General features: G+C 69.2%; 17 protein-coding genes and 1 riboswitch. Of the genes, 14 read left to right on the top strand and 3 right to left on the bottom strand.

Translation table 11 applies throughout. The features are described from left to right. The first annotated feature begins 199 nt into the window (after positions 1-199). The 4 genes from ctaC (at position 200) to AOQ37_RS26335 (ending at position 4672) form a co-directional block, all read left to right on the top strand. Positions 200-1159 (top strand): aa3-type cytochrome oxidase subunit II, encoded by a 960-nt coding sequence (gene ctaC, locus AOQ37_RS26350; protein ID WP_062647533.1) that lies wholly within the window; start codon positions 200-202, stop codon positions 1157-1159. Beyond that, positions 1156-2892, top strand: a complete 1737-nt coding sequence (ctaD, locus tag AOQ37_RS26345) for an aa3-type cytochrome oxidase subunit I (RefSeq protein WP_054242816.1) — start codon at positions 1156-1158, stop codon at positions 2890-2892. The genes ctaC and ctaD overlap by 4 nt, the downstream gene beginning before the upstream one ends. Beyond that, the gene (locus AOQ37_RS26340; RefSeq protein ID WP_062647531.1) at positions 2889-3287 is read left to right on the top strand and encodes a cytochrome c oxidase subunit 4; all 399 of its coding nucleotides are present in this window, start codon (positions 2889-2891) and stop codon (positions 3285-3287) included. The genes ctaD and AOQ37_RS26340 overlap by 4 nt, the downstream gene beginning before the upstream one ends. A gap of 131 nt (positions 3288-3418) precedes the next feature. Then, a complete protein-coding gene (locus AOQ37_RS26335; protein WP_062647530.1) occupies positions 3419-4672 on the top strand; it encodes a L,D-transpeptidase in 1254 nt (417 codons plus the stop codon). Positions 4673-4715: 43 nt separating this feature from the next. On the opposite strand, the gene AOQ37_RS26330 is transcribed toward AOQ37_RS26335, so the two are convergent. Next, a complete protein-coding gene (locus tag AOQ37_RS26330; RefSeq protein ID WP_062647529.1) occupies positions 4716-5120 on the bottom strand; it encodes a response regulator in 405 nt (134 codons plus the stop codon). Positions 5121-5298: 178 nt separating this feature from the next. Here AOQ37_RS26330 and ctaE point away from each other — a divergent pair, with 178 nt between their 5' ends. The 6 genes from ctaE (at position 5299) to AOQ37_RS26300 (ending at position 12462) form a co-directional block, all read left to right on the top strand. After that, the gene (gene ctaE / locus AOQ37_RS26325) at positions 5299-5919 is read left to right on the top strand and encodes an aa3-type cytochrome oxidase subunit III (RefSeq protein WP_020129998.1); all 621 of its coding nucleotides are present in this window, start codon (positions 5299-5301) and stop codon (positions 5917-5919) included. A 65-nt stretch (positions 5920-5984) separates the two neighbouring features. Next, complete coding sequence (qcrC, locus tag AOQ37_RS26320) at positions 5985-6797, top strand: cytochrome bc1 complex diheme cytochrome c subunit (RefSeq protein ID WP_062647528.1); 813 nt, start codon at positions 5985-5987, stop codon at positions 6795-6797. Continuing rightward, entirely contained in the window at positions 6794-7855 is a 1062-nt protein-coding gene (gene qcrA, locus AOQ37_RS26315; protein ID WP_062647527.1) for a cytochrome bc1 complex Rieske iron-sulfur subunit, read from the top strand. Before qcrC ends, qcrA begins: the two co-directional genes overlap by 4 nt. Then, entirely contained in the window at positions 7852-9498 is a 1647-nt protein-coding gene (gene qcrB / locus AOQ37_RS26310) for a cytochrome bc1 complex cytochrome b subunit (RefSeq protein WP_062647526.1), read from the top strand. The genes qcrA and qcrB overlap by 4 nt, the downstream gene beginning before the upstream one ends. A 163-nt stretch (positions 9499-9661) precedes the next feature. Then, positions 9662-10726 carry an anthranilate phosphoribosyltransferase gene (gene trpD, locus AOQ37_RS26305; protein WP_062647525.1) on the top strand — a complete coding sequence of 355 codons (1065 nt, stop codon included), beginning with the start codon at positions 9662-9664 and terminating at the stop codon, positions 10724-10726. Positions 10727-10804: 78 nt separating this feature from the next. Further along, positions 10805-10921, top strand: a riboswitch (SAM riboswitch). A gap of 179 nt (positions 10922-11100) precedes the next feature. Beyond that, positions 11101-12462, top strand: coding sequence for an aminotransferase class V-fold PLP-dependent enzyme (locus AOQ37_RS26300; RefSeq protein ID WP_062647523.1), 1362 nt, complete (start codon positions 11101-11103; stop codon positions 12460-12462). Positions 12463-12493: 31 nt separating this feature from the next. On the opposite strand, the gene AOQ37_RS26295 is transcribed toward AOQ37_RS26300, so the two are convergent. Further along, the gene (locus AOQ37_RS26295; RefSeq protein ID WP_020129992.1) at positions 12494-12775 is read right to left on the bottom strand and encodes an Lrp/AsnC family transcriptional regulator; all 282 of its coding nucleotides are present in this window, start codon (positions 12773-12775) and stop codon (positions 12494-12496) included. After that, the gene (locus AOQ37_RS26290; RefSeq protein ID WP_062647521.1) at positions 12772-13557 is read right to left on the bottom strand and encodes a rhomboid family intramembrane serine protease; all 786 of its coding nucleotides are present in this window, start codon (positions 13555-13557) and stop codon (positions 12772-12774) included. The genes AOQ37_RS26295 and AOQ37_RS26290 overlap by 4 nt, the downstream gene beginning before the upstream one ends. 172 nt (positions 13558-13729) lie before the next feature. Between AOQ37_RS26290 and AOQ37_RS26285 the strand changes: the two genes are divergently transcribed. From AOQ37_RS26285 to AOQ37_RS26270, 4 genes are all read left to right on the top strand, one after another. Next, positions 13730-13969: a hypothetical protein gene (locus tag AOQ37_RS26285; RefSeq protein ID WP_020129990.1), complete on the top strand. Its 240-nt coding sequence runs from the start codon at positions 13730-13732 to the stop codon at positions 13967-13969. A 68-nt stretch (positions 13970-14037) separates the two neighbouring features. Further along, positions 14038-15381, top strand: coding sequence for an NYN domain-containing protein (locus tag AOQ37_RS26280; RefSeq protein ID WP_062647519.1), 1344 nt, complete (start codon positions 14038-14040; stop codon positions 15379-15381). Positions 15382-15592: 211 nt separating this feature from the next. Continuing rightward, positions 15593-16627 carry a C40 family peptidase gene (locus AOQ37_RS26275; protein WP_062647518.1) on the top strand — a complete coding sequence of 345 codons (1035 nt, stop codon included), beginning with the start codon at positions 15593-15595 and terminating at the stop codon, positions 16625-16627. 199 nt (positions 16628-16826) lie between these two features. Continuing rightward, positions 16827-17849, top strand: a complete 1023-nt coding sequence (locus AOQ37_RS26270) for a C40 family peptidase (RefSeq protein WP_062647516.1) — start codon at positions 16827-16829, stop codon at positions 17847-17849. Positions 17850-17878 lie beyond the last annotated feature (29 nt).

The following is a 17878-nucleotide window of genomic DNA, read 5'->3' as shown; positions in this document are numbered from 1 at the left end:
ACCTGAATCCCCGAGCTACTAGGCGCTTTCGGGTGACCCCTCGCGCGTATGCCACCCTCCCCGCGAACCCCCGGAGGGCGTCGGCTAGGGTTTGGTCCGCATAAACATCCAAACCCCTGCCCGACGCAGGGCGGCGACCGACCCGCGAGAAGGCAGGCCGCAGCCAACCGCGCGGGCGAGACTCTCGGGAAGGCGCTACGTGAGTCCCAACGGCTCCGACCGCTCGCCGCGGCGCCCGATGCGGCGGAAGCTGCTCCAGGCAATGACCGCGGGCCTGGTCCTGGCGACCGCCACCGGTTGCACATACAAGGACTTCCCCCGCCTTGGCATGCCCACCCCGGTCACAGAAGAGGCTCCGCGGATCCTCTCCCTGTGGCAGGGCTCCTGGGCAGCCGCGCTGGCCACCGGCGTGCTGGTGTGGGGCCTGATCCTGTGGAGTGCTTTCTTCCACCGGCGCAGCCGCACCAAGGTCGAAGTTCCTCCGCAGACCCGGTACAACATGCCCATCGAGGCGCTGTACACGGTCGTTCCGATCATCATCGTCTCGGTGCTGTTCTACTTCACGGCCCGTGACGAGTCGAAGCTGCTGAGCCTCGACAAGAAGCCCGACGTCACGGTCAACGTGGTCGGCTTCCAGTGGAGCTGGTGCTTCAACTACATCGAGAACGTCGACGGTTCCGACGGGAACGCGAAGACCGACGAGAACCTGGCCGCGATCCCGGACCGGTTCAAGGCGGACTTCCCCGACAACGCCGGCGGCGTCTACACCTGCGGTACTCCCGGTGAGCGGAACCCGCAGACCAACAACCCCGGCCCGACCCTCTGGCTCCCCGAGGGCAAGACGGTCCGCTTCGTCCTCACCTCGCGTGACGTCATCCACTCCTTCTGGGTGGTGCCGTTCCTCATGAAGCAGGACGTCATCCCGGGCCACACCAACTCCTTCCAGGTGACCCCCAACAAGGAGGGCACCTACCTGGGCAAGTGCGCCGAGCTCTGCGGCGTCGACCACTCCCGGATGCTCTTCAACGTGAAGGTCGTCTCCCAGGAGCGCTACGAGCAGCACCTCAAGGACCTCGTGAAGAAGGGGCAGACCGGTTACGTTCCCGCGGGCATCGAGCAGACGAGCCACGAGAAGAACCGGGAGACGAACAACCTGTGAGCATCCTCAACGAACCCCAGGGTGCCTCCGCAGCTGAGGACTCGTACGAGAACGAGCTGCCGGTCAGGCGCAAGCAGCCCGGCAACGTCGTGGTGAAGTGGCTGACGACCACCGACCACAAGACCATCGGTACGTTGTACCTGGTCACGTCGTTCGCGTTCTTCTGCATCGGTGGCGTCATGGCGCTCCTCATGCGCGCCGAGCTCGCCCGCCCGGGCTTGCAGATCATGTCGAACGAACAGTTCAACCAAGCGTTCACGATGCACGGCACGATCATGCTGCTGATGTTCGCGACGCCGCTGTTCGCCGGCTTCACGAACTGGATCATGCCGCTCCAGATCGGCGCGCCGGACGTCGCCTTCCCGCGGCTGAACATGTTCGCCTACTGGCTCTACCTGTTCGGCTCGCTCATCGCCGTGGCCGGCTTCCTCACCCCGCAGGGTGCGGCCGACTTCGGCTGGTTCGCCTACGCCCCGCTGTCGGACGCGGTCCGCAGCCCGGGCATCGGCGCCGACATGTGGATCATGGGTCTGGCCTTCTCCGGCTTCGGCACGATCCTCGGCTCGGTCAACTTCATCACCACGATCATCTGCATGCGCGCGCCCGGCATGACGATGTTCCGGATGCCGATCTTCACCTGGAACGTCCTGCTGACCGGTGTCCTGGTCCTGCTGGCCTTCCCGGTCCTCGCGGCCGCGCTGTTCGCCCTGGAGGCGGACCGCAAGTTCGGTGCCCATGTGTTCGACGCCGCCAACGGCGGTGCATTGCTGTGGCAGCACCTCTTCTGGTTCTTCGGCCATCCAGAGGTGTACATCATCGCCCTGCCGTTCTTCGGCATCATCTCCGAAGTGATCCCGGTGTTCTCCCGCAAGCCGATGTTCGGCTACATGGGCCTGATCGCCGCGACCATCTCGATCGCCGGTCTCTCCGTGACGGTGTGGGCGCACCACATGTACGTCACGGGTGGCGTGCTGCTGCCGTTCTTCTCCTTCATGACGTTCCTCATCGCCGTACCGACCGGCGTGAAGTTCTTCAACTGGATCGGAACGATGTGGAAGGGCTCGCTGTCCTTCGAGACACCGATGCTGTGGGCGACGGGCTTCCTCATCACCTTCACCTTCGGTGGTCTGACCGGCGTCATCCTGGCCTCGCCGCCGATGGACTTCCACGTGTCCGACTCGTACTTCGTGGTGGCGCACTTCCACTACGTCGTCTTCGGCACCGTCGTCTTCGCGATGTTCTCCGGCTTCCACTTCTGGTGGCCGAAGTTCACCGGCAAGATGCTCGACGAGCGCCTCGGCAAGATCACCTTCTGGACGCTGTTCGTCGGCTTCCACGGCACCTTCCTGGTCCAGCACTGGCTGGGTGCCGAGGGCATGCCGCGCCGGTACGCCGACTACCTGGCGGCCGACGGCTTCACCGCCCTGAACACGATCTCGACGATCAGCTCCTTCGTCCTCGGTCTGTCCGTCCTGCCGTTCTTCTACAACGTGTGGAAGACCGCCAAGTACGGCAAGCCGGTCGGCGTCGACGACCCGTGGGGCTACGGCCGCTCCCTGGAGTGGGCGACCTCCTGCCCGCCGCCGCGCCACAACTTCCTCACCCTGCCGCGGATCCGCAGTGAATCCCCGGCGTTCGACCTGCACCACCCCGAGATCGCCGCGCTCGAGCAGCTGGAGCACGCCGGCCACGGTGCCAGTGCCATCTCGGGCAGCAAGGAGGCCGGCAAGTGAAGATCCAGGGCAAGATGTTCGTCTGGCTGAGCGTCTTCGTCCTCGTCATGGCGATCGTCTATGGCGTGTGGTCGAAGGAGCCGGCCGGTACCACGGCCCTCTTCCTGGCCTTCGGCCTGTGCATCATGATCGGCTTCTACCTGGGCTTCACCGCCCGGCGGGTCGACGCGGGCGCGCAGGACAACAAGGAGGCGGATGTCGCGGACGACGCCGGCGAGCTGGGCTTCTTCAGTCCGCACAGCTGGCAGCCGCTGTCGCTGGGCATCGGCGGCGCCCTGGCCTTCCTGGGGGTCGCTGTCGGCTGGTGGCTGCTGTACTTCTCGCTGCCGCTGATCCTCATCGGTCTGTGGGGCTGGGTCTTCGAGTACTACCGCGGTGAGAACCGCACCCAGTAGCACGCGCGGGACACAGGCTGAGCCCGGACACTCCGTCAGGAGGGTCCGGGCTCACGCTTTTGCCGCAACGAAGCTCCTCCGTCCGAGTCACCCAGCGCGCCGCGGTTGACGCGGCTCCCTAGCGTGAAGCCATGAGCCACGAACCCCGCCCTCGCACCGTCGTCGGCTGCACCCTGCTGGTGATCGCCCTGGGCGCGGTCGCCAGCGCCTGCGGCTCGGACGGCAACCCGCTCTCCGCGCGCCCCTACGACGCGACGGACCAGATCTCCTTCCGCAACCTCGGTGGCGACGGGAAGAAGTCCGACCCGGCCAAGCCGCTGGAGGTCACCGCGGAGGACGACGACCGCATCACGGACGTCACCGCGGTGGACGGCACGGGCCGCTACGTGGCGGGTGAACTCGCCGCCGACGGCAGCCGCTGGCACAGCACCGAGCCGCTGGCCGCCAACGCCCACTACACGGTCCGCGTGAGCACCGAGGACGACGACGGCGCCCCCGGCCGCCGGGTGCTCACCTTCGACACCGGCAAGCCCACCTCGAAGAAGCGCCTGGGAGTCGAGTTCGGCCCCGACGCGGGCGAGTACGGCGTCGGCCAGCCCGTCACCGCCAAGCTGGACCAGCCGATCAAGGACCCCGCCCAGCGGGCCGTCGTCGAACGCGCCCTCAAGGTCGACTCCACGCCGTCCGTGCAGGGCGGCTGGCACTGGGTGGACGACAAGGAACTCCACTACCGGCCCCAGGAGTACTGGCCCGCCCACGCCACCCTCCGGGTGCGCAGCAACCTGGACGGCATCAAGATCAGCGACCGGCTGTGGGGCGGACCCGCCAAGGAGCTCAAGCTCACGATCGGCGACCGGGTCATCGCCGTCACGGACGCGTCGTCGCACTCCATGACGGTCTTCAAGAACAACGAGGAGATCAACCAGATCCCCGTCACCACCGGCAAGCCCGGCTTCGAGACCCGCAACGGCGTCAAGGTCGTCCTGGGCAAGGAGTACTTCGTACGGATGCGCGGCACCACCGTCGGCATCGCGGAGGGTTCCTCGGAGTCCTACGACCTGCCCGTGTACTACGCCACCCGCGTCACCTGGAGCGGCGAGTACGTCCACGCGGCTCCCTGGTCCGTGGGCTCCCAGGGGTACGCGAACGTCAGCCACGGCTGCACCGGCATGAGCACGTCCAACGCCGAGTGGTTCTTCGACAACATCCGCCAGGGCGACGTCGTCCAGGTCGTCAACAGCTACGGCGACACGATGGAGACCTTCGGCAACGGCTTCGGCGACTGGAACCTGGACTGGAAGAAGTGGACCGAGGGCAGCGCGCTGACGGGCGGCAAGCAGCAGACGGTGCGCGACACGTCGAGACTGCGGCCCGCGGCGGTGTAGGCACGGCCGGGGGCGCGGGGAACCCCACGCCCCTTCGGCGCCGTCAGGCGCTCTGCTGAAGGCTCTTGCGCCGCAGCAGGGACGCCAGGGCCGAGGCGAACTCCACGGGCTCCACAGGCAGCGTCACGGCCGCGTCGGCACGGCTCCAGGTGGCGAGCCAGGCGTCCTGGGGCCGCCCGATGAGCAGCAGCACCGGCGGGCACTGGAACACCTCGTCCTTGATCTGCCGGCACAGCCCCATGCCCCCCATGGGCGCGGCCTCGCCGTCCAGGACGACGACGTCGATGCCGCCCCGGTCCAGCTCCCGCAGCACCGCCGCAGGCGTCGCGCACTCCAGGAACTCCACCACGGGGGCGTCCGGCGCGGGCCTGCGCCCGGTCGCGAGCCGGACCTGCTCGCGGGTGTTGGAGTCGTCGCTGTAGACCAGCACCGTGGCGGTCGCCTGCATGCTTCCTCCGTGACATCAGCGTCGTACGGACAGAACCGATGCCGCGGATGCTACTCCCTTGAACACGTCGTCAACACCGCTTGGAACATCACTTCGATGGGCCATACGGGCAGTACACACGGTGCGAACACTCCGAACGGCACCCCCCGGAGTGAGGGCGGGATAAGGGACCGACATAATGTCGGTCGTGGCGACAGCAACGACAGTAGAAACCGGGCACGCGCACCCGTCGGTCAATCGGCCGAACCTCACCAGCGTCGGAACCATCATCTGGCTGAGCTCCGAGCTGATGTTCTTCGCGGCCCTCTTCGCGATGTACTTCACCCTGCGATCGGTGACGGGTCCTGATCACTGGAAGGAAATGGCCGAGGCCCTGAACTTCCCGTTCTCGGCCACCAACACCACGATCCTGGTGCTCTCCTCGCTCACCTGCCAGCTCGGCGTCTTCGCCGCCGAGCGCGGTGACGTGAAGAAGCTCAGAATGTGGTTCATCGTCACCTTCATCATGGGTGCGATCTTCATCGGCGGTCAGATCTTCGAGTACACGGAGCTGGTGAAGAAGGACGGGCTCTCGCTCTCCTCCGACCCGTACGGCTCGGTGTTCTACCTGACCACCGGCTTCCACGGCATGCACGTGACGGGCGGCCTCATCGCCTTCCTGTTCGTCCTCGGACGCACCTACGCGGCCAAGAGGTTCACCCACGAGCAGGCGACCGCGGCCATCGTCGTGTCCTATTACTGGCACTTCGTCGACGTCGTCTGGATCGGCCTCTTCGCCACGATCTACATGATCAAGTAGTCGGGCACGCTCGCTCCCGCACATCCCAAGCATCGACGCAGAAGATCCTGACACCGGGGTAATCCGTGAAAAAGCTCTCCGCACGACGACGCCATCCGCTGGCGGCGCTCGTCGTCCTACTCCTCGCGCTGGCGGCTACCGGGGGGCTGTACGCCGCGTTCGCGCCCGCGAGCAAGGCGCAGGCAGACGACACCGCCCAGTCCCTCGCCATCGACGAGGGCAAGAAGCTCTACGCCGTCGGCTGCGCAAGCTGCCACGGCACCGGCGGTCAGGGGACCTCCGACGGCCCGAGCCTGGTCGGCGTGGGTGCCGCGGCCGTCGACTTCCAGGTCGGCACCGGGCGCATGCCCGCGGCCACCTCCCAGGGCGCCCAGGTGCCCTCGAAGAAGGTCATCTACACGCAGGCCGAGATCGACCAGCTCGCCGCGTTCATCTCCTCCCTGGGCGCTGGCCCGTCCGTCCCGACCGAAGCCGACTACGGCCCGGAGGGCGCGGACATCGCCAAGGGTGGCGAGCTGTTCCGCACCAACTGCGCGCAGTGCCACAACTTCACCGGCAAGGGCGGTGCCCTCACCAAGGGCAAGTACGCCCCGACCCTCGAGGGCGTGGACCCGAAGCACATCTACGAGGCCATGCAGACCGGCCCGCAGAACATGCCTTCCTTCCCCGACACCACCCTGTCGGAGCAGAACAAGAAGGACATCATCGCGTACCTGCACGCGGTCAACAGCGACGAGACGAACAACCCCGGTGGTCTGGAGCTGGGCGGCCTCGGGCCGGTCAGTGAGGGCCTGTTCGCCTGGATCTTCGGTCTCGGTGCCCTGATCGCGGTCGCCGTCTGGGTCGCCGCTCGGACCGCAAAGGCCAAGAAGTCATGAGTAGCCAAGACATTCCAGAAGAGAACCTGCCCGCTGAGCAGGACCACGCGCACGGCAGCGCCGTGGGCGTCGCGGACGAGCAGAACCCGTTCGCGGACCCGGGGCTGCCGCCCCACGAGCACCGCGTCCAGGACATCGACGAGCGGGCCGCCAAGCGGTCCGAGCGTGCGGTCGCCTTCCTGTTCACGCTGTCGATGCTCGCGACGGTCGGCTTCATCGCCTCGTACGTGGCGATCCCCGCCGACAAGTCGGTCTTCGTGTTCCCGATCGGCCACCTCAGCGCGCTGAACTTCGCGCTGGGTCTGACGCTGGGCACGGCGCTGTTCACCATCGGCGCCGGCGCGGTCCACTGGGCCCGCACCCTGATGTCCGACGTGGAGGTCGCCGACGAGCGGCACGCGATCGCCGCGCCCCCCGAGGTCCGTGCGAAGGTCCACGCGGACTTCAAGCAGGGTGCCAAGGAGTCCGCGCTCGGCCGTCGCAAGCTGATCCGCAACACGATGTTCGGCGCGATCGCCCTGGTGCCGCTGTCCGGTGTCGTGCTGCTGCGCGACCTCGGTCCGCTGCCCGAGGACAAGCTGCGTCACACGCTGTGGTCCAAGGGCAAGCTGCTCGTCAACATGAACACGAACGAGCCGCTGCGTCCCTCGGACGTCGCCGTCGGTTCGCTCACCTTCGCCAAGCCCGAGGGCCTGGAGGAGCACGACGAGGAGTTCCAGAACGAGATCGCCAAGGCGGCCCTGATGATCGTCCGGCTCCAGCCGGACAACATCAAGGACAAGCAGGAACTCGACTGGTCCTACCAGGGCATCGTGGCGTACTCGAAGATCTGCACCCACGTCGGTTGCCCGATCTCGCTGTACGAGCAGCAGACGCACCACGTGCTGTGCCCCTGCCACCAGTCCACCTTCGACCTCTCCGACGGTGCCCGAGTGATCTTCGGTCCCGCCGGCCACGCCCTGCCGCAGCTGCGCATCGGTGTGAACGACGAGGGCTATCTCGAGGCGCTCGGCGACTTCGAAGAGCCCGTCGGTCCTGCTTTCTGGGAGCGCGGATGAGCACGAACGAGACCATCGAGAGCAACGAGTCCCGTGAACGCGGGAAGGCTCCGGCCGGCGAGCGGATCGCCGACTGGGCCGACGGCCGGCTGGGGATCTACTCCCTGGCCAAGGCCAACATGCGCAAGATCTTCCCCGACCACTGGTCGTTCATGCTGGGTGAGATCTGCCTCTACAGCTTCATCATCATCATCCTCACGGGTGTGTACCTGACGCTGTTCTTCCACCCGTCGATGAACGAGGTGGAGTACCACGGCAGCTACGTCCCGCTCCAGGGACAGCTGATGTCGGAGGCGTTCAGCTCGACCCTGCACATCTCCTTCGACGTGCGCGGCGGTCTGCTCATCCGGCAGATCCACCACTGGGCGGCGCTGATCTTCCTCGCCGGCATGTTCGTGCACATGATGCGGGTGTTCTTCACGGGCGCGTTCCGCAAGCCGCGTGAGGTCAACTGGCTGTTCGGCTTCCTGCTGTTCGTCCTGGGCATGTTCACCGGTTTCACCGGCTACTCGCTCCCGGACGACCTGCTCTCCGGCACCGGTGTCCGCTTCACCCAGGGCGCGATCCTGTCGATGCCGATCGTCGGCACGTACATCTCGATGTTCCTGTTCGGCGGGGAGTTCCCGGGCCACGACTTCGTGGCGCGGTTCTACTCCATCCACATCCTGCTGCTGCCGGGCATCATGCTCGGTCTCGTGGTCGGCCACCTGATCCTGGTCTTCTACCACAAGCACACGCAGTTCGCGGGCCCCGGCAAGAGCAACAAGAACGTCGTCGGCATGCCGCTGCTGCCGGTGTACATGGCCAAGGCCGGAGGCTTCTTCTTCCTGGTCTTCGGTGTCATCGCGGTCATCGCGGGCATCGCGCAGATCAACCCGATCTGGGCCATGGGCCCCTACCGTCCGGACCAGGTGTCCACCGGCGCCCAGCCCGACTGGTACATGGGCTTCGCCGAGGGTCTGATCCGCTTCATGCCGGGCTGGGAGATCAACCTCTGGGGTCACACGCTCGTCCTGGGCGTGTTCATCCCGCTGGTCCTCTTCGGTGTCGTCCTCGCGGCGCTGGCGATGTACCCGTTCATCGAGGCCTGGATCACCGGCGACAAGCGCGAGCACCACATCCTGGACCGTCCGCGCAACGCGCCCACCCGTACGGCCCTGGGCGTCGCCTGGGTCACGATGTACATGGTGACGCTGGTGGGCGGTGGCAACGACCTGTGGGCCACCCACTTCCACCTGTCGATCAACTCGATCACCTGGTTCGTCCGGATCTTCTTCTTCGTCGGACCGGTCATCGCGTACATCCTCACCAAGCGGATCTGCCTCGGCCTCCAGCGCCGGGACCACGACAAGGTGCTGCACGGTCGCGAGACCGGCACCATCAAGCGTCTGCCGCACGGTGAGTTCATCGAGATCCACGAGCCGCTCAGCCAGGAGCAGCTGCACACCCTCACGGCGCACGAGCAGTACCAGCCGGTCGCGATCGGCGCAGCCGTCGACGAGAACGGTGTCGAGCGCAAGGTGAAGGGCAAGGAGAAGCTCCGCGCCAAGATCAGCGGCGCGTACTTCGGTGAGGACCAGCAGATTCCGAAGCCCACCGTGGAGGAGTACAAGGAGATCACGAGCGGCCACGGCCACCACTGATCGCTGAGGCGTCGCCACGCCGCAGGAAAGGGCCCCGTCCGGTCTTCGGACGGGGCCCTTTGCCGTGCCCACGGGCTGGATAGGGTGGGGTGCACCTCGTGACGAGACGCACGACGGCTCACGAGAAGACACGACGCACACCACGACACACGCAGGAGCGGCTATGAGCGCTGTGACCCCCGCTGGAGGCGACACCGCGGCGGGCCGTTCCTGGCCCGAGGTACTGAACGGTCTGCTGTTCGGGCGCGACCAGGACGCCGACGCCACGTTCTGGGCGCTGGACCGGATCATGCGCGGCGAGGCGACCGACGCGCAGATCGCCGGGTTCGTGGTGGCACTGCGGGCCAAGGGCGAGACCGTCGCGGAGATCAACGGGCTCGTGCGGGCGATGTACGAGCACGCCAACCTGATCGAGGTGCCCGGCCCGACCGTCGACATCGTCGGCACGGGCGGCGACGGCGCGAAGACGGTCAACATCTCCACCATGTCGGCGATCGTCGTGTCCGGCGCGGGCGCCACGGTCGTCAAGCACGGCAACCGGGCCGCGTCCTCCGCGTCCGGCGCCTCGGACGTCCTGGGGAAGCTCGGCGTCAATCTGGAGCTGACCCCCCGGCGGGTCGCCGAGGTGGCCCAGGAGGCCGGCATCACCTTCTGCTTCGCGATCAAGTTCCATCCGGCGCTGCGTCATGTGGGCGCCGCGCGCGGCCAGCTGGGCATCCGCACGGTGTTCAACGTGCTCGGCCCGCTGACCAACCCCGCCCGGGTGCGGGCCCAGGCGGTCGGGGTCGCGGACCCGCGGATGGCGCCGGTCGTCGCGGGTGTCTTCGCCGAGCGCGGCAACTCGTCCCTGGTCTTCCGGGGCGACGACGGCCTCGACGAGCTGACCACGACGGCCACCTCCCATGTGTGGGTGGTCCGCGACGGCAAGGTCACCGAGGAGAGCTTCGACCCGCGGGACGTCGGCCTCGAGCTGGTCCCGGTGGAGGCCCTGCGGGGCGGCGACCCCTCGTACAACGCGGAGGTCGCCCGCCGCCTGCTGGAGGGCGAGACGGGCCCGGTGCGGGACGCCGTGCTCCTGAACTCGGCGGCGGCGCTGGTGGCCCTGGAGCCGGGCTCCGGGACCCTGGCCGAGCAGTTGCGGGCCGGCATGGACCGGGCGGCCGAGTCGATCGACTCGGGCGCGGCCAAGCGGGCGCTGGACCGCTGGGTCGCCGCCAGCAACGCGTGACACGTCGGCGCTGACGCCGTCCCGCGATCCGGACACGGGTTGCGGGGCGGCGATCACTTCGCGTACGTTCCTGTACCAGGTCATGAGTGACAGTCATGAGGCCCCGGCCGACTGTCCGGCAACCCTCCGTCCGTGGCGGGGTGCCCCGGGTGAGGACCAGGCCGTAGGCAGCGAGGTCTACGGCAAGCGCGGACCCCTCGCACTCTTTCGAGTGAGCACGCCAGGGGTCCTGGTCGTTCGAGGGAGCCTTCCGTGAGCAAGCGAATGCGATAGGGCGTCGAGCCCCGCCTCCGCGTACCCCCTTCCCCTTCCTCCGTGCTCGAGCCATGTCCGCTCGCACGGCGGTCCCCCCTTGCCTCTCACGGGAGTTCCCCATGTCTGTCTCCACCGCTGCCGCCGCCCGGACCGTTTGTGCCCCGCTGCCCGTTCTCGGCCGGGATGTCACCGTCCCGCTCGTGACGGGTGGCGAAGTCGCCTACGCGGCACTCGACTACGCGGCCAGCGCCCCCGCCCTCCAGCGTGTCTGGGACGACGTGGCGGCCTACGCCCCCTACTACGGCAGCGTCCACCGGGGCGCCGGCTACCTCTCGCAGCTGTCCACGGACCTCTTCGAGAACGCCCGCAGGACGGTCACCGAGTTCCTGGACTGCCGCCCCGACGACCAGCTGGTCTTCACCCGCTCGACGACGGACTCCCTCAACCTGCTGGCCCGGGCCCTCCCGGCCGGCTGCCAGGTCTTCGTCTTCGAGACCGAGCACCACGCCTCGCTGCTGCCCTGGCAGGACGCCCGGGTCACCTACCTCGACGCCCCGCGCACCCCGGCCCAGGCCGTCGAGACGCTGGAGCGGGCCCTCGCCGCCCGTGATCCTCACGGTCCGGCCCTGGTCTGCGTCACCGGCGCCTCGAACGTCACCGGTGAGCTGTGGCCGGTGCGCGAGTTGGCGGCCGCCGCGCACGCGCACGGTGCCCGGATCGTCCTGGACGCTGCCCAGCTGGCCCCGCACCACCCGGTCTCCGTGCGCGAACTCGACGTCGACTGGGTGGCCTTCTCCGGTCACAAGCTGTACGCGCCCTTCGGCTCCGGCGTGCTGGCCGGCCGCGCGGACTGGCTGGTGGCGGCCGACCCCTACCTCGCGGGCGGCGGCGCGAGCCGCAAGGTCACGCGGCGCGAGGACGGGGGAGTGGACGTGGAGTGGCACGAGAACGCCGCCCGCCACGAGGCCGGCTCCCCGAACGTGATCGGCGCCTACTCCATCGCCTCGGCGTGCCGGGCGCTCACCGAGGCCGGCTTCGACGCCCTGGTCGCCCGCGAGGAGCACCTGATCGCGAAGGTGCGGTCCGGTCTGGCCGAGGTGCCGCAGGTGAAGGTGCTGTCGCTGTTCGGCGACGACGCCCCGCGGGTCGGCGTGATCTCCTTCGTCGTCGAGGGCTGGAACAGCTCCCACTTCGCCGCCGCGCTCTCCGCCGAGTACGGCATCGGGGTCCGCGACGGCCTCTTCTGCGCCCACCCGCTGGTCCGCACCCTGCTGGGCGGCGACCCCCAGACCCAGGGCGAGTGCGGGGCCCCCGAGGCGGCCCCCGGCGAGAAGTCCCTCAACGCGATCCGGGTGAGCTTCGGCGCGGGGACCCCGGACGAGCACGTGGAGCGCTTCGTGAACGCGGTGCGTGAACTCGTGAGCGAGGGCGCGCGGTGGCAGTACCGCACGGAGGACGGCCGCTGCGTTCCCGCGGTCTGAGCGCGGTCCGCCGGAGGCGGGGTTCAGCCGGTCAGGAGTCCAGCCCGATCGCGAACGCCGCCTCCAGGTCGTGCTGCGAGTAGGTGCGGAACGCGACGTGCGTGTCCGTGCCCTCCACGCCGGGGATCTTGCTGATGCTGCCGGGGATGACCTCAGCCAGGTCCTCGTGCTCCTTGACCCGCACCATGGCGATCAGGTCGTACGTCCCGGTGACGGAGAAGACCTCGCTGACCGAGTCCAGCGAAGCGATCCGCTCCGCGATCTCGGGAATCCGGTCCACGCTGGTCTTGATGAGGACGATCGCGGTGATCACGGCTGGTTCTCTCCCTCGGGGGCCGGAGCTGGGGCGGCCTTCACTCTAGTCGCCCGCCGATCGCCCGCCGCCGCCCCTTCGGGCCCGCTCCGGGGGCCCCGGTTCCCGCCGAAACGGGCCCACGCGTAGACGAGCCCCAGGCCGAAGCCCACCAGGTGCGCTAGGTAGGCCACGCCCGGCCCCTGGGCGGCCCGCCCGGCCGCCACCCACTGGAGGGCCGCCCAGAAGGGCAGCACGACCCAGGCGGGGAAGCGCAGCGGCAGGAAGAACAGGAACGGCAGGAGACTGGTCACCCGCGCCCGGGGGAACAGGTACAGGAACGCGCCGAGGACCGCGGAGATCGCCCCGGAGGCGCCGACCAGGGACTGTGCCGACCCGGCGTTGGCGGCGGCGTAGCCCAGCAGGGCCAGGTAGCCGCAGCCGAGATAGAAGAGCGTGAACTCGACGCGGCCCATCCGGTCCTCGGTCATCGTCCCGAAGACGTAGAGGAAGAGCATGTTGCCCAGCAGGTGCACCCAGCTGCCGTGGACGAAGAGGGCCGTGGCCGGGGTCAGGGCGGCCCGTGGCGCGCCCTCGAAGAGCTCGCCGGGCACCACGCCCCAGCGGCGGAAGTAGGCCCGCTGCGCGGCGAGCAGCTCGTCGCCGGTGCCGTACACCGGATTGAAGCCCGAGGCGGGCCCGATCAGGAAGATCAGACAGCACACGGCGATCAGGGCGTAGGTCACCGGCGCCGGGCGGTTGCGGACCGCCCTGCCGACCGTCCCGTTCCAGTTGCCGATCATGGGAACAAAGCATGACGTAACCGGACGCACTCGTCCGGACCGCCTCGCCGCCGTGGACGGATGGGCGGCGAGTACCCGCCAGGCCGTAGGGTTACGAGCCATACACGCGGGGGAGCCTCCGGCCCGACCCCGGCAACGCGAGCACGACACCAGAAGGAAGTGGAAAGCCACGATGACGGTTCCTCTGCCGACCGCCGCGACGCGGTGGCGCTGCACGCTCTGCGGCAACCTCACGCGGTTCGACGTGACGCGCTCGTCGAAGGTCGTCGAGTACGTGCACCTCGACCTCGCCGGTGAGCCGAAGGTCGAGGAGCGCGAGGTGGTCAGTGAGACCATCGAGTCGGTGCGGTGCCGCTGGTGCAACGCCGTGGACCAGGTCGAACTCGTGGACAGGCCGGGCGCCGGTTCCTGACGATGGGAGCCCCCCGCTCGGGCGAAGCCGAGAGCGAGGGAGCCCCGCACAGTATTGGGGTGTGACGGATGGTGGAGAGCGCAGGCGGGGGGCCGGGCGACGGCGCCGCCGAGATGCTCGACCGTCCGCTGCCGGACGGCGTGCGACGCAGGGTCGTGCAGATCGTCTCCGACGGCTTCGGCGGGCTGACCGTCGGTGAACTGCCCGTCCAGTTGCGGCAGTACGCCCGGTTCGCGCCGAACCGGCGGGCGAAGTTCGCGGGCAACGCGATGGCGGCCGCGCTGGAGACCGATCCGCTCTTCCGGCAGCGCATCGCCGAGAAGTTCAGAGAGGCCCAGCCGGAACTCGCCGGCGCCCTCGACTCCGGCTCGCCGACCCCGGCCGCGGACCCCCACGAGGTGGCGGCCGCGGCCTACGTACTGCGGCCCGCCGGCTGGGTGAAGCTGGTCACCGCGGCCGGTGAGGAGGCCCAGCGGGCGGACGCCGAGCGGGCCGGCGAGGAGAGCCGGGCCGAGCTGGAGCGGCTGCGCGAGGAACTCGACCGGGCCCGTGAGCAGACCCGGGCGGGTACCGAGGGGCTGCGCGCCGAGCTGGACGCCGCGAAGAAGGAGACGGAGTCGCTCCATCGCAAGCTGAGGTCGGCCCTCAGCGACGTCAAGCGGGGCGAGGCCGCGCTGCGCAAGGTGCGCGCCGAGCTGGAGACCGTGCGCGCCGAGGGGCAGACCCAGGTGTCGGCCGCGGAGAGCGAGGCCCGGCGGCTCAAGGCGCGGCTGGGCGAGGTGGAGGCGGCGCTGGAGGCCACCCGGCGGGCGGCGCGCGAGGGCCGCAGCGTCGAGGACATGCGGGTGCGGCTGCTGCTGGACACGGTGCTCGACGCGACCCAGGGGCTGCGGCGGGAGCTGGCGTTGCCGCCGGTTTCGGTACGTCCGGCGGAGACCGTCGACGCGGTCGAACCGGGGCGTATGACCCCCAAGGACATCGCCGCCCGCGCGTTGTCGGAGAACGATCCGGCCATTCTCGACCAGTTGCTCGCGCTGCCCCAGGCGCATCTCGTCGTCGACGGCTACAACGTCACCAAGACCGGCTATCCGCAGATGCCGTTGGAGAAGCAGCGGCTCCGGCTCCTCGGGCAGCTCTCGCAGCTCGCCGCGCAGACCGGCGCCGAGGTCACCTGTGTCTTCGACGGGGCCGAACTGGCCGCTCCGGTGCTGCTCGCGCCGCCGCGCGGGGTGCGGGTGCTGTTCTCCAAGCCGGGTGTCACGGCCGACGAGCTGATCCGTCAGCTGGTGCGGGCCGAGCCGCCGGGCCGGCCGGTGATCGTCGCCTCGACCGACCGGGAGGTGGCCGACGGGATCGCCAAGGCGGGTGCCCGACCGGTGGCTTCCGCGGTACTTCTGAAGCGGCTGTCCTGAAGGTCGAAGTTGCAGGTTTAACGCCCGAATTGGCGGAATCGTCACGCAACGTAGTGTCAATCGAGCATGACTGCACGTGAGTTGATTGAAAAAACTGCGTTGCGTGATGGGTTTTTTTCTCCTGAGGATTTGAACTGATCACGGCGAGGTCACTAAGGTCAGGGCTCGCATCTCCAAACGGGTGATCACTCAAAAGAAGGAGCCCGTCTCCGTGGCGTCCCACCGTCGACCGAAGCAGCCGAGTCGCACGCGCGTGACCGTGCTGACCACCGCAGCCGCCGCTGCCGTCGTACTGAGCTCGCAGGCCGCCAACGCGGCGCCCGCCGAGAAGCTCACCAAGGACGAGGTCAAGACCAAGGTCGACAAGCTCTACGAAGAGGCGGAGCAGGCCACCGAGAAGTACAACGGGGCCCAGGAGAAGCAGGAGAAGCTCCAGAAGGAGATCTCCACCATCCAGGACAACGTGGCCCGGGGGCAGTCGGAGCTCAACGAGCTGCGCGACTCCATGGGTCTGGCGGCCGCCGCCCAGTACCGCACCGGTTCCATAGACTCCTCCGTGCAGCTGCTTCTGTCCTCGGACCCGGACGACTTCCTGGACAAGGCGTCCACCGCCGACCAGCTGAGCGCCCAGCAGGTCGAGGCGCTGAAGAAGATCCAGGAGAAGCAGCGCGAGCTCGCCCAGGAGCGCAGCGAGGCCTCCACCAAGCTCGAGGACCTCGCCTCCACCCGCACCGAACTGGGCAAGAAGAAGAAGGAAGTCCAGGCCAAGCTCGCCGAGGCGCGCAAGCTCCTCAACACGCTGACGGCCAAGGAGCAGGCGGCCCTCGCCGCCGCCGACGCCCGCGCCAGCCGCGACGCCGGCGACCGGGTGGACCTCGGCGACGCCCCGGCCGGCTCCGGCCGGGCCATGGCCGCCTTCCAGGCCGCCCAGAGCCAGCTCGGCAAGCCGTACGTCTACGGCGCCACCGGCACCGCCTCCTACGACTGCTCGGGCCTGACCTCCTGGGCCTACGCCCAGGCCGGCGTCTCCATCCCGCGCACCTCGCAGGCCCAGGCCAACGCCGGTACGCGCATCTACTCCCAGAGCGCCCTCAAGGTCGGCGACCTGGTCATCTTCTACGGCGACCAGCACCACGTCGGCTTCTACGCGGGCAACGGCCAGGTGCTGCACGCCCCGCGCTCCGGCACCGTCGTGCGCTACGAGTCGATCAACAACATGCCGTTCCAGTTCGGCGTCCGGATCTGATCCGACCCGATACCGGGACACCATGCCGCCCGAACGGGCGAATCATGGCAACGAGAAGTGACCCCACGCCCCGCCGGTGACCTGCGTCAGCGGCGGGGCGTCACTGTGCGTCGCCGCCGAGGTCTTTGGCCGACCCCCCACCACGGGGCTACTGTCTGCCGCGTTTCCCTGTCCACCGGTGGAAGGAGCGCGGCTTCCCGTGGGGTCCCATCGCCGCCTTGCACAGTCCGGGTTCGACCGGGGCGCCAACAGCGCCCTGAGCGTGCTGTCCGTCGCGGCCGCCGCGCTCGGCGCCGTGTCCGCCGTACCGGCCACGGCCGCTCCGCACGACGACACCCGCGCCGAGGTGGACCGTCTCTACGAGGAGGCCGAGAAGGCCACCGAGGCCTACAACACGGCCGACGAGCGCGCCGACACCCTGCGCGGGCAGGTCGGCACCGCGCGGGACCACATCGCCCGGCAGCAGGAGCGCATCAACGGCCTGCGCGAGCAACTCGGTGCACTGGCCGGGGCCCAGTACCGTTCCGGCGGCCTCGACCCCTCCCTGGCGCTGCTGTTCTCCGACGACCCGGAGGACTACCTCGCCAAGGCGTCCGTCCTCGACCGGATCACCGCCCACCAGGCCGGCGAGCTGAGGGAACTCCGGGGCGCCATGCGCGAACTCACCCAGGAGCGGGCCGAGGCCGCGGGCAGACTCGCCGAGCTGGAGAAGAGCCGCGCGGCCGTGGTGCGGCACAAGCGGACCGTGGAGCGCAAGCTCGCCGAGGCGCGGCGGCTGCTCAACGCGCTGCCGTCCGCCGAACGCGCGGCCTTCGACCGGGCCTCCCGCTCCGGCCGCGACACCGTGCCCGGCCTCTCGGGCGCCGTCCCCGCCTCCGGGCGCGCGGGCGCCGCCGTGGCCGCCGTGCGCTCCGCCCTCGGCAAGCCGTACGTCTGGGGCGCCAACGGACCCACCGGGTTCGACTGCTCGGGGCTCGTGCAGTGGTCGTACGCGCAGGCCGGCGTCTCGTTGCCGCGTACCTCGCAGGCCCAGGCGCACGCGGGACGGCGGGTGCCGCTCTCCCAGGCCCGGCCCGGCGACATCGTCACCTACCGCTCCGACGCCAGCCACGTCGGCATGTACGTCGGCAACGGGCAGGTCATCCACGCGCCCTATCCCGGGGCGCCGGTGCGGTACGACCCGGTCGGGATGATGCCCGTCTCCTCCGTCACCAGGCCCTGAGCGGAGCCCGCGCGGGCCGGCCGCCGTAC

Source organism: Streptomyces maremycinicus (genome assembly GCF_001184025.1).
GTDB lineage: Bacteria > Actinomycetota > Actinomycetes > Streptomycetales > Streptomycetaceae > Streptomyces > Streptomyces maremycinicus.
This window is presented reverse-complemented; position numbering and strand designations above follow the sequence as displayed.

Coding starts and splice junctions, on each gene's coding strand:
- ctaE (WP_020129998.1), top strand. CDS start 5,299: ATGTCGGTCGTGGCGACAGCAACGACAGTAGAAACCGGGCACGCGCAC.
- qcrA (WP_062647527.1), top strand. CDS start 6,794: ATGAGTAGCCAAGACATTCCAGAAGAGAACCTGCCCGCTGAGCAGGAC.
- AOQ37_RS26285 (WP_020129990.1), top strand. CDS start 13,730: ATGACGGTTCCTCTGCCGACCGCCGCGACGCGGTGGCGCTGCACGCTC.
- AOQ37_RS26300 (WP_062647523.1), top strand. CDS start 11,101: ATGTCTGTCTCCACCGCTGCCGCCGCCCGGACCGTTTGTGCCCCGCTG.
- AOQ37_RS26330 (WP_062647529.1), bottom strand. CDS start 5,120: ATGCAGGCGACCGCCACGGTGCTGGTCTACAGCGACGACTCCAACACC.
- qcrB (WP_062647526.1), top strand. CDS start 7,852: ATGAGCACGAACGAGACCATCGAGAGCAACGAGTCCCGTGAACGCGGG.
- trpD (WP_062647525.1), top strand. CDS start 9,662: ATGAGCGCTGTGACCCCCGCTGGAGGCGACACCGCGGCGGGCCGTTCC.
- AOQ37_RS26335 (WP_062647530.1), top strand. CDS start 3,419: ATGAGCCACGAACCCCGCCCTCGCACCGTCGTCGGCTGCACCCTGCTG.
- AOQ37_RS26290 (WP_062647521.1), bottom strand. CDS start 13,557: ATGATCGGCAACTGGAACGGGACGGTCGGCAGGGCGGTCCGCAACCGC.
- AOQ37_RS26280 (WP_062647519.1), top strand. CDS start 14,038: ATGGTGGAGAGCGCAGGCGGGGGGCCGGGCGACGGCGCCGCCGAGATG.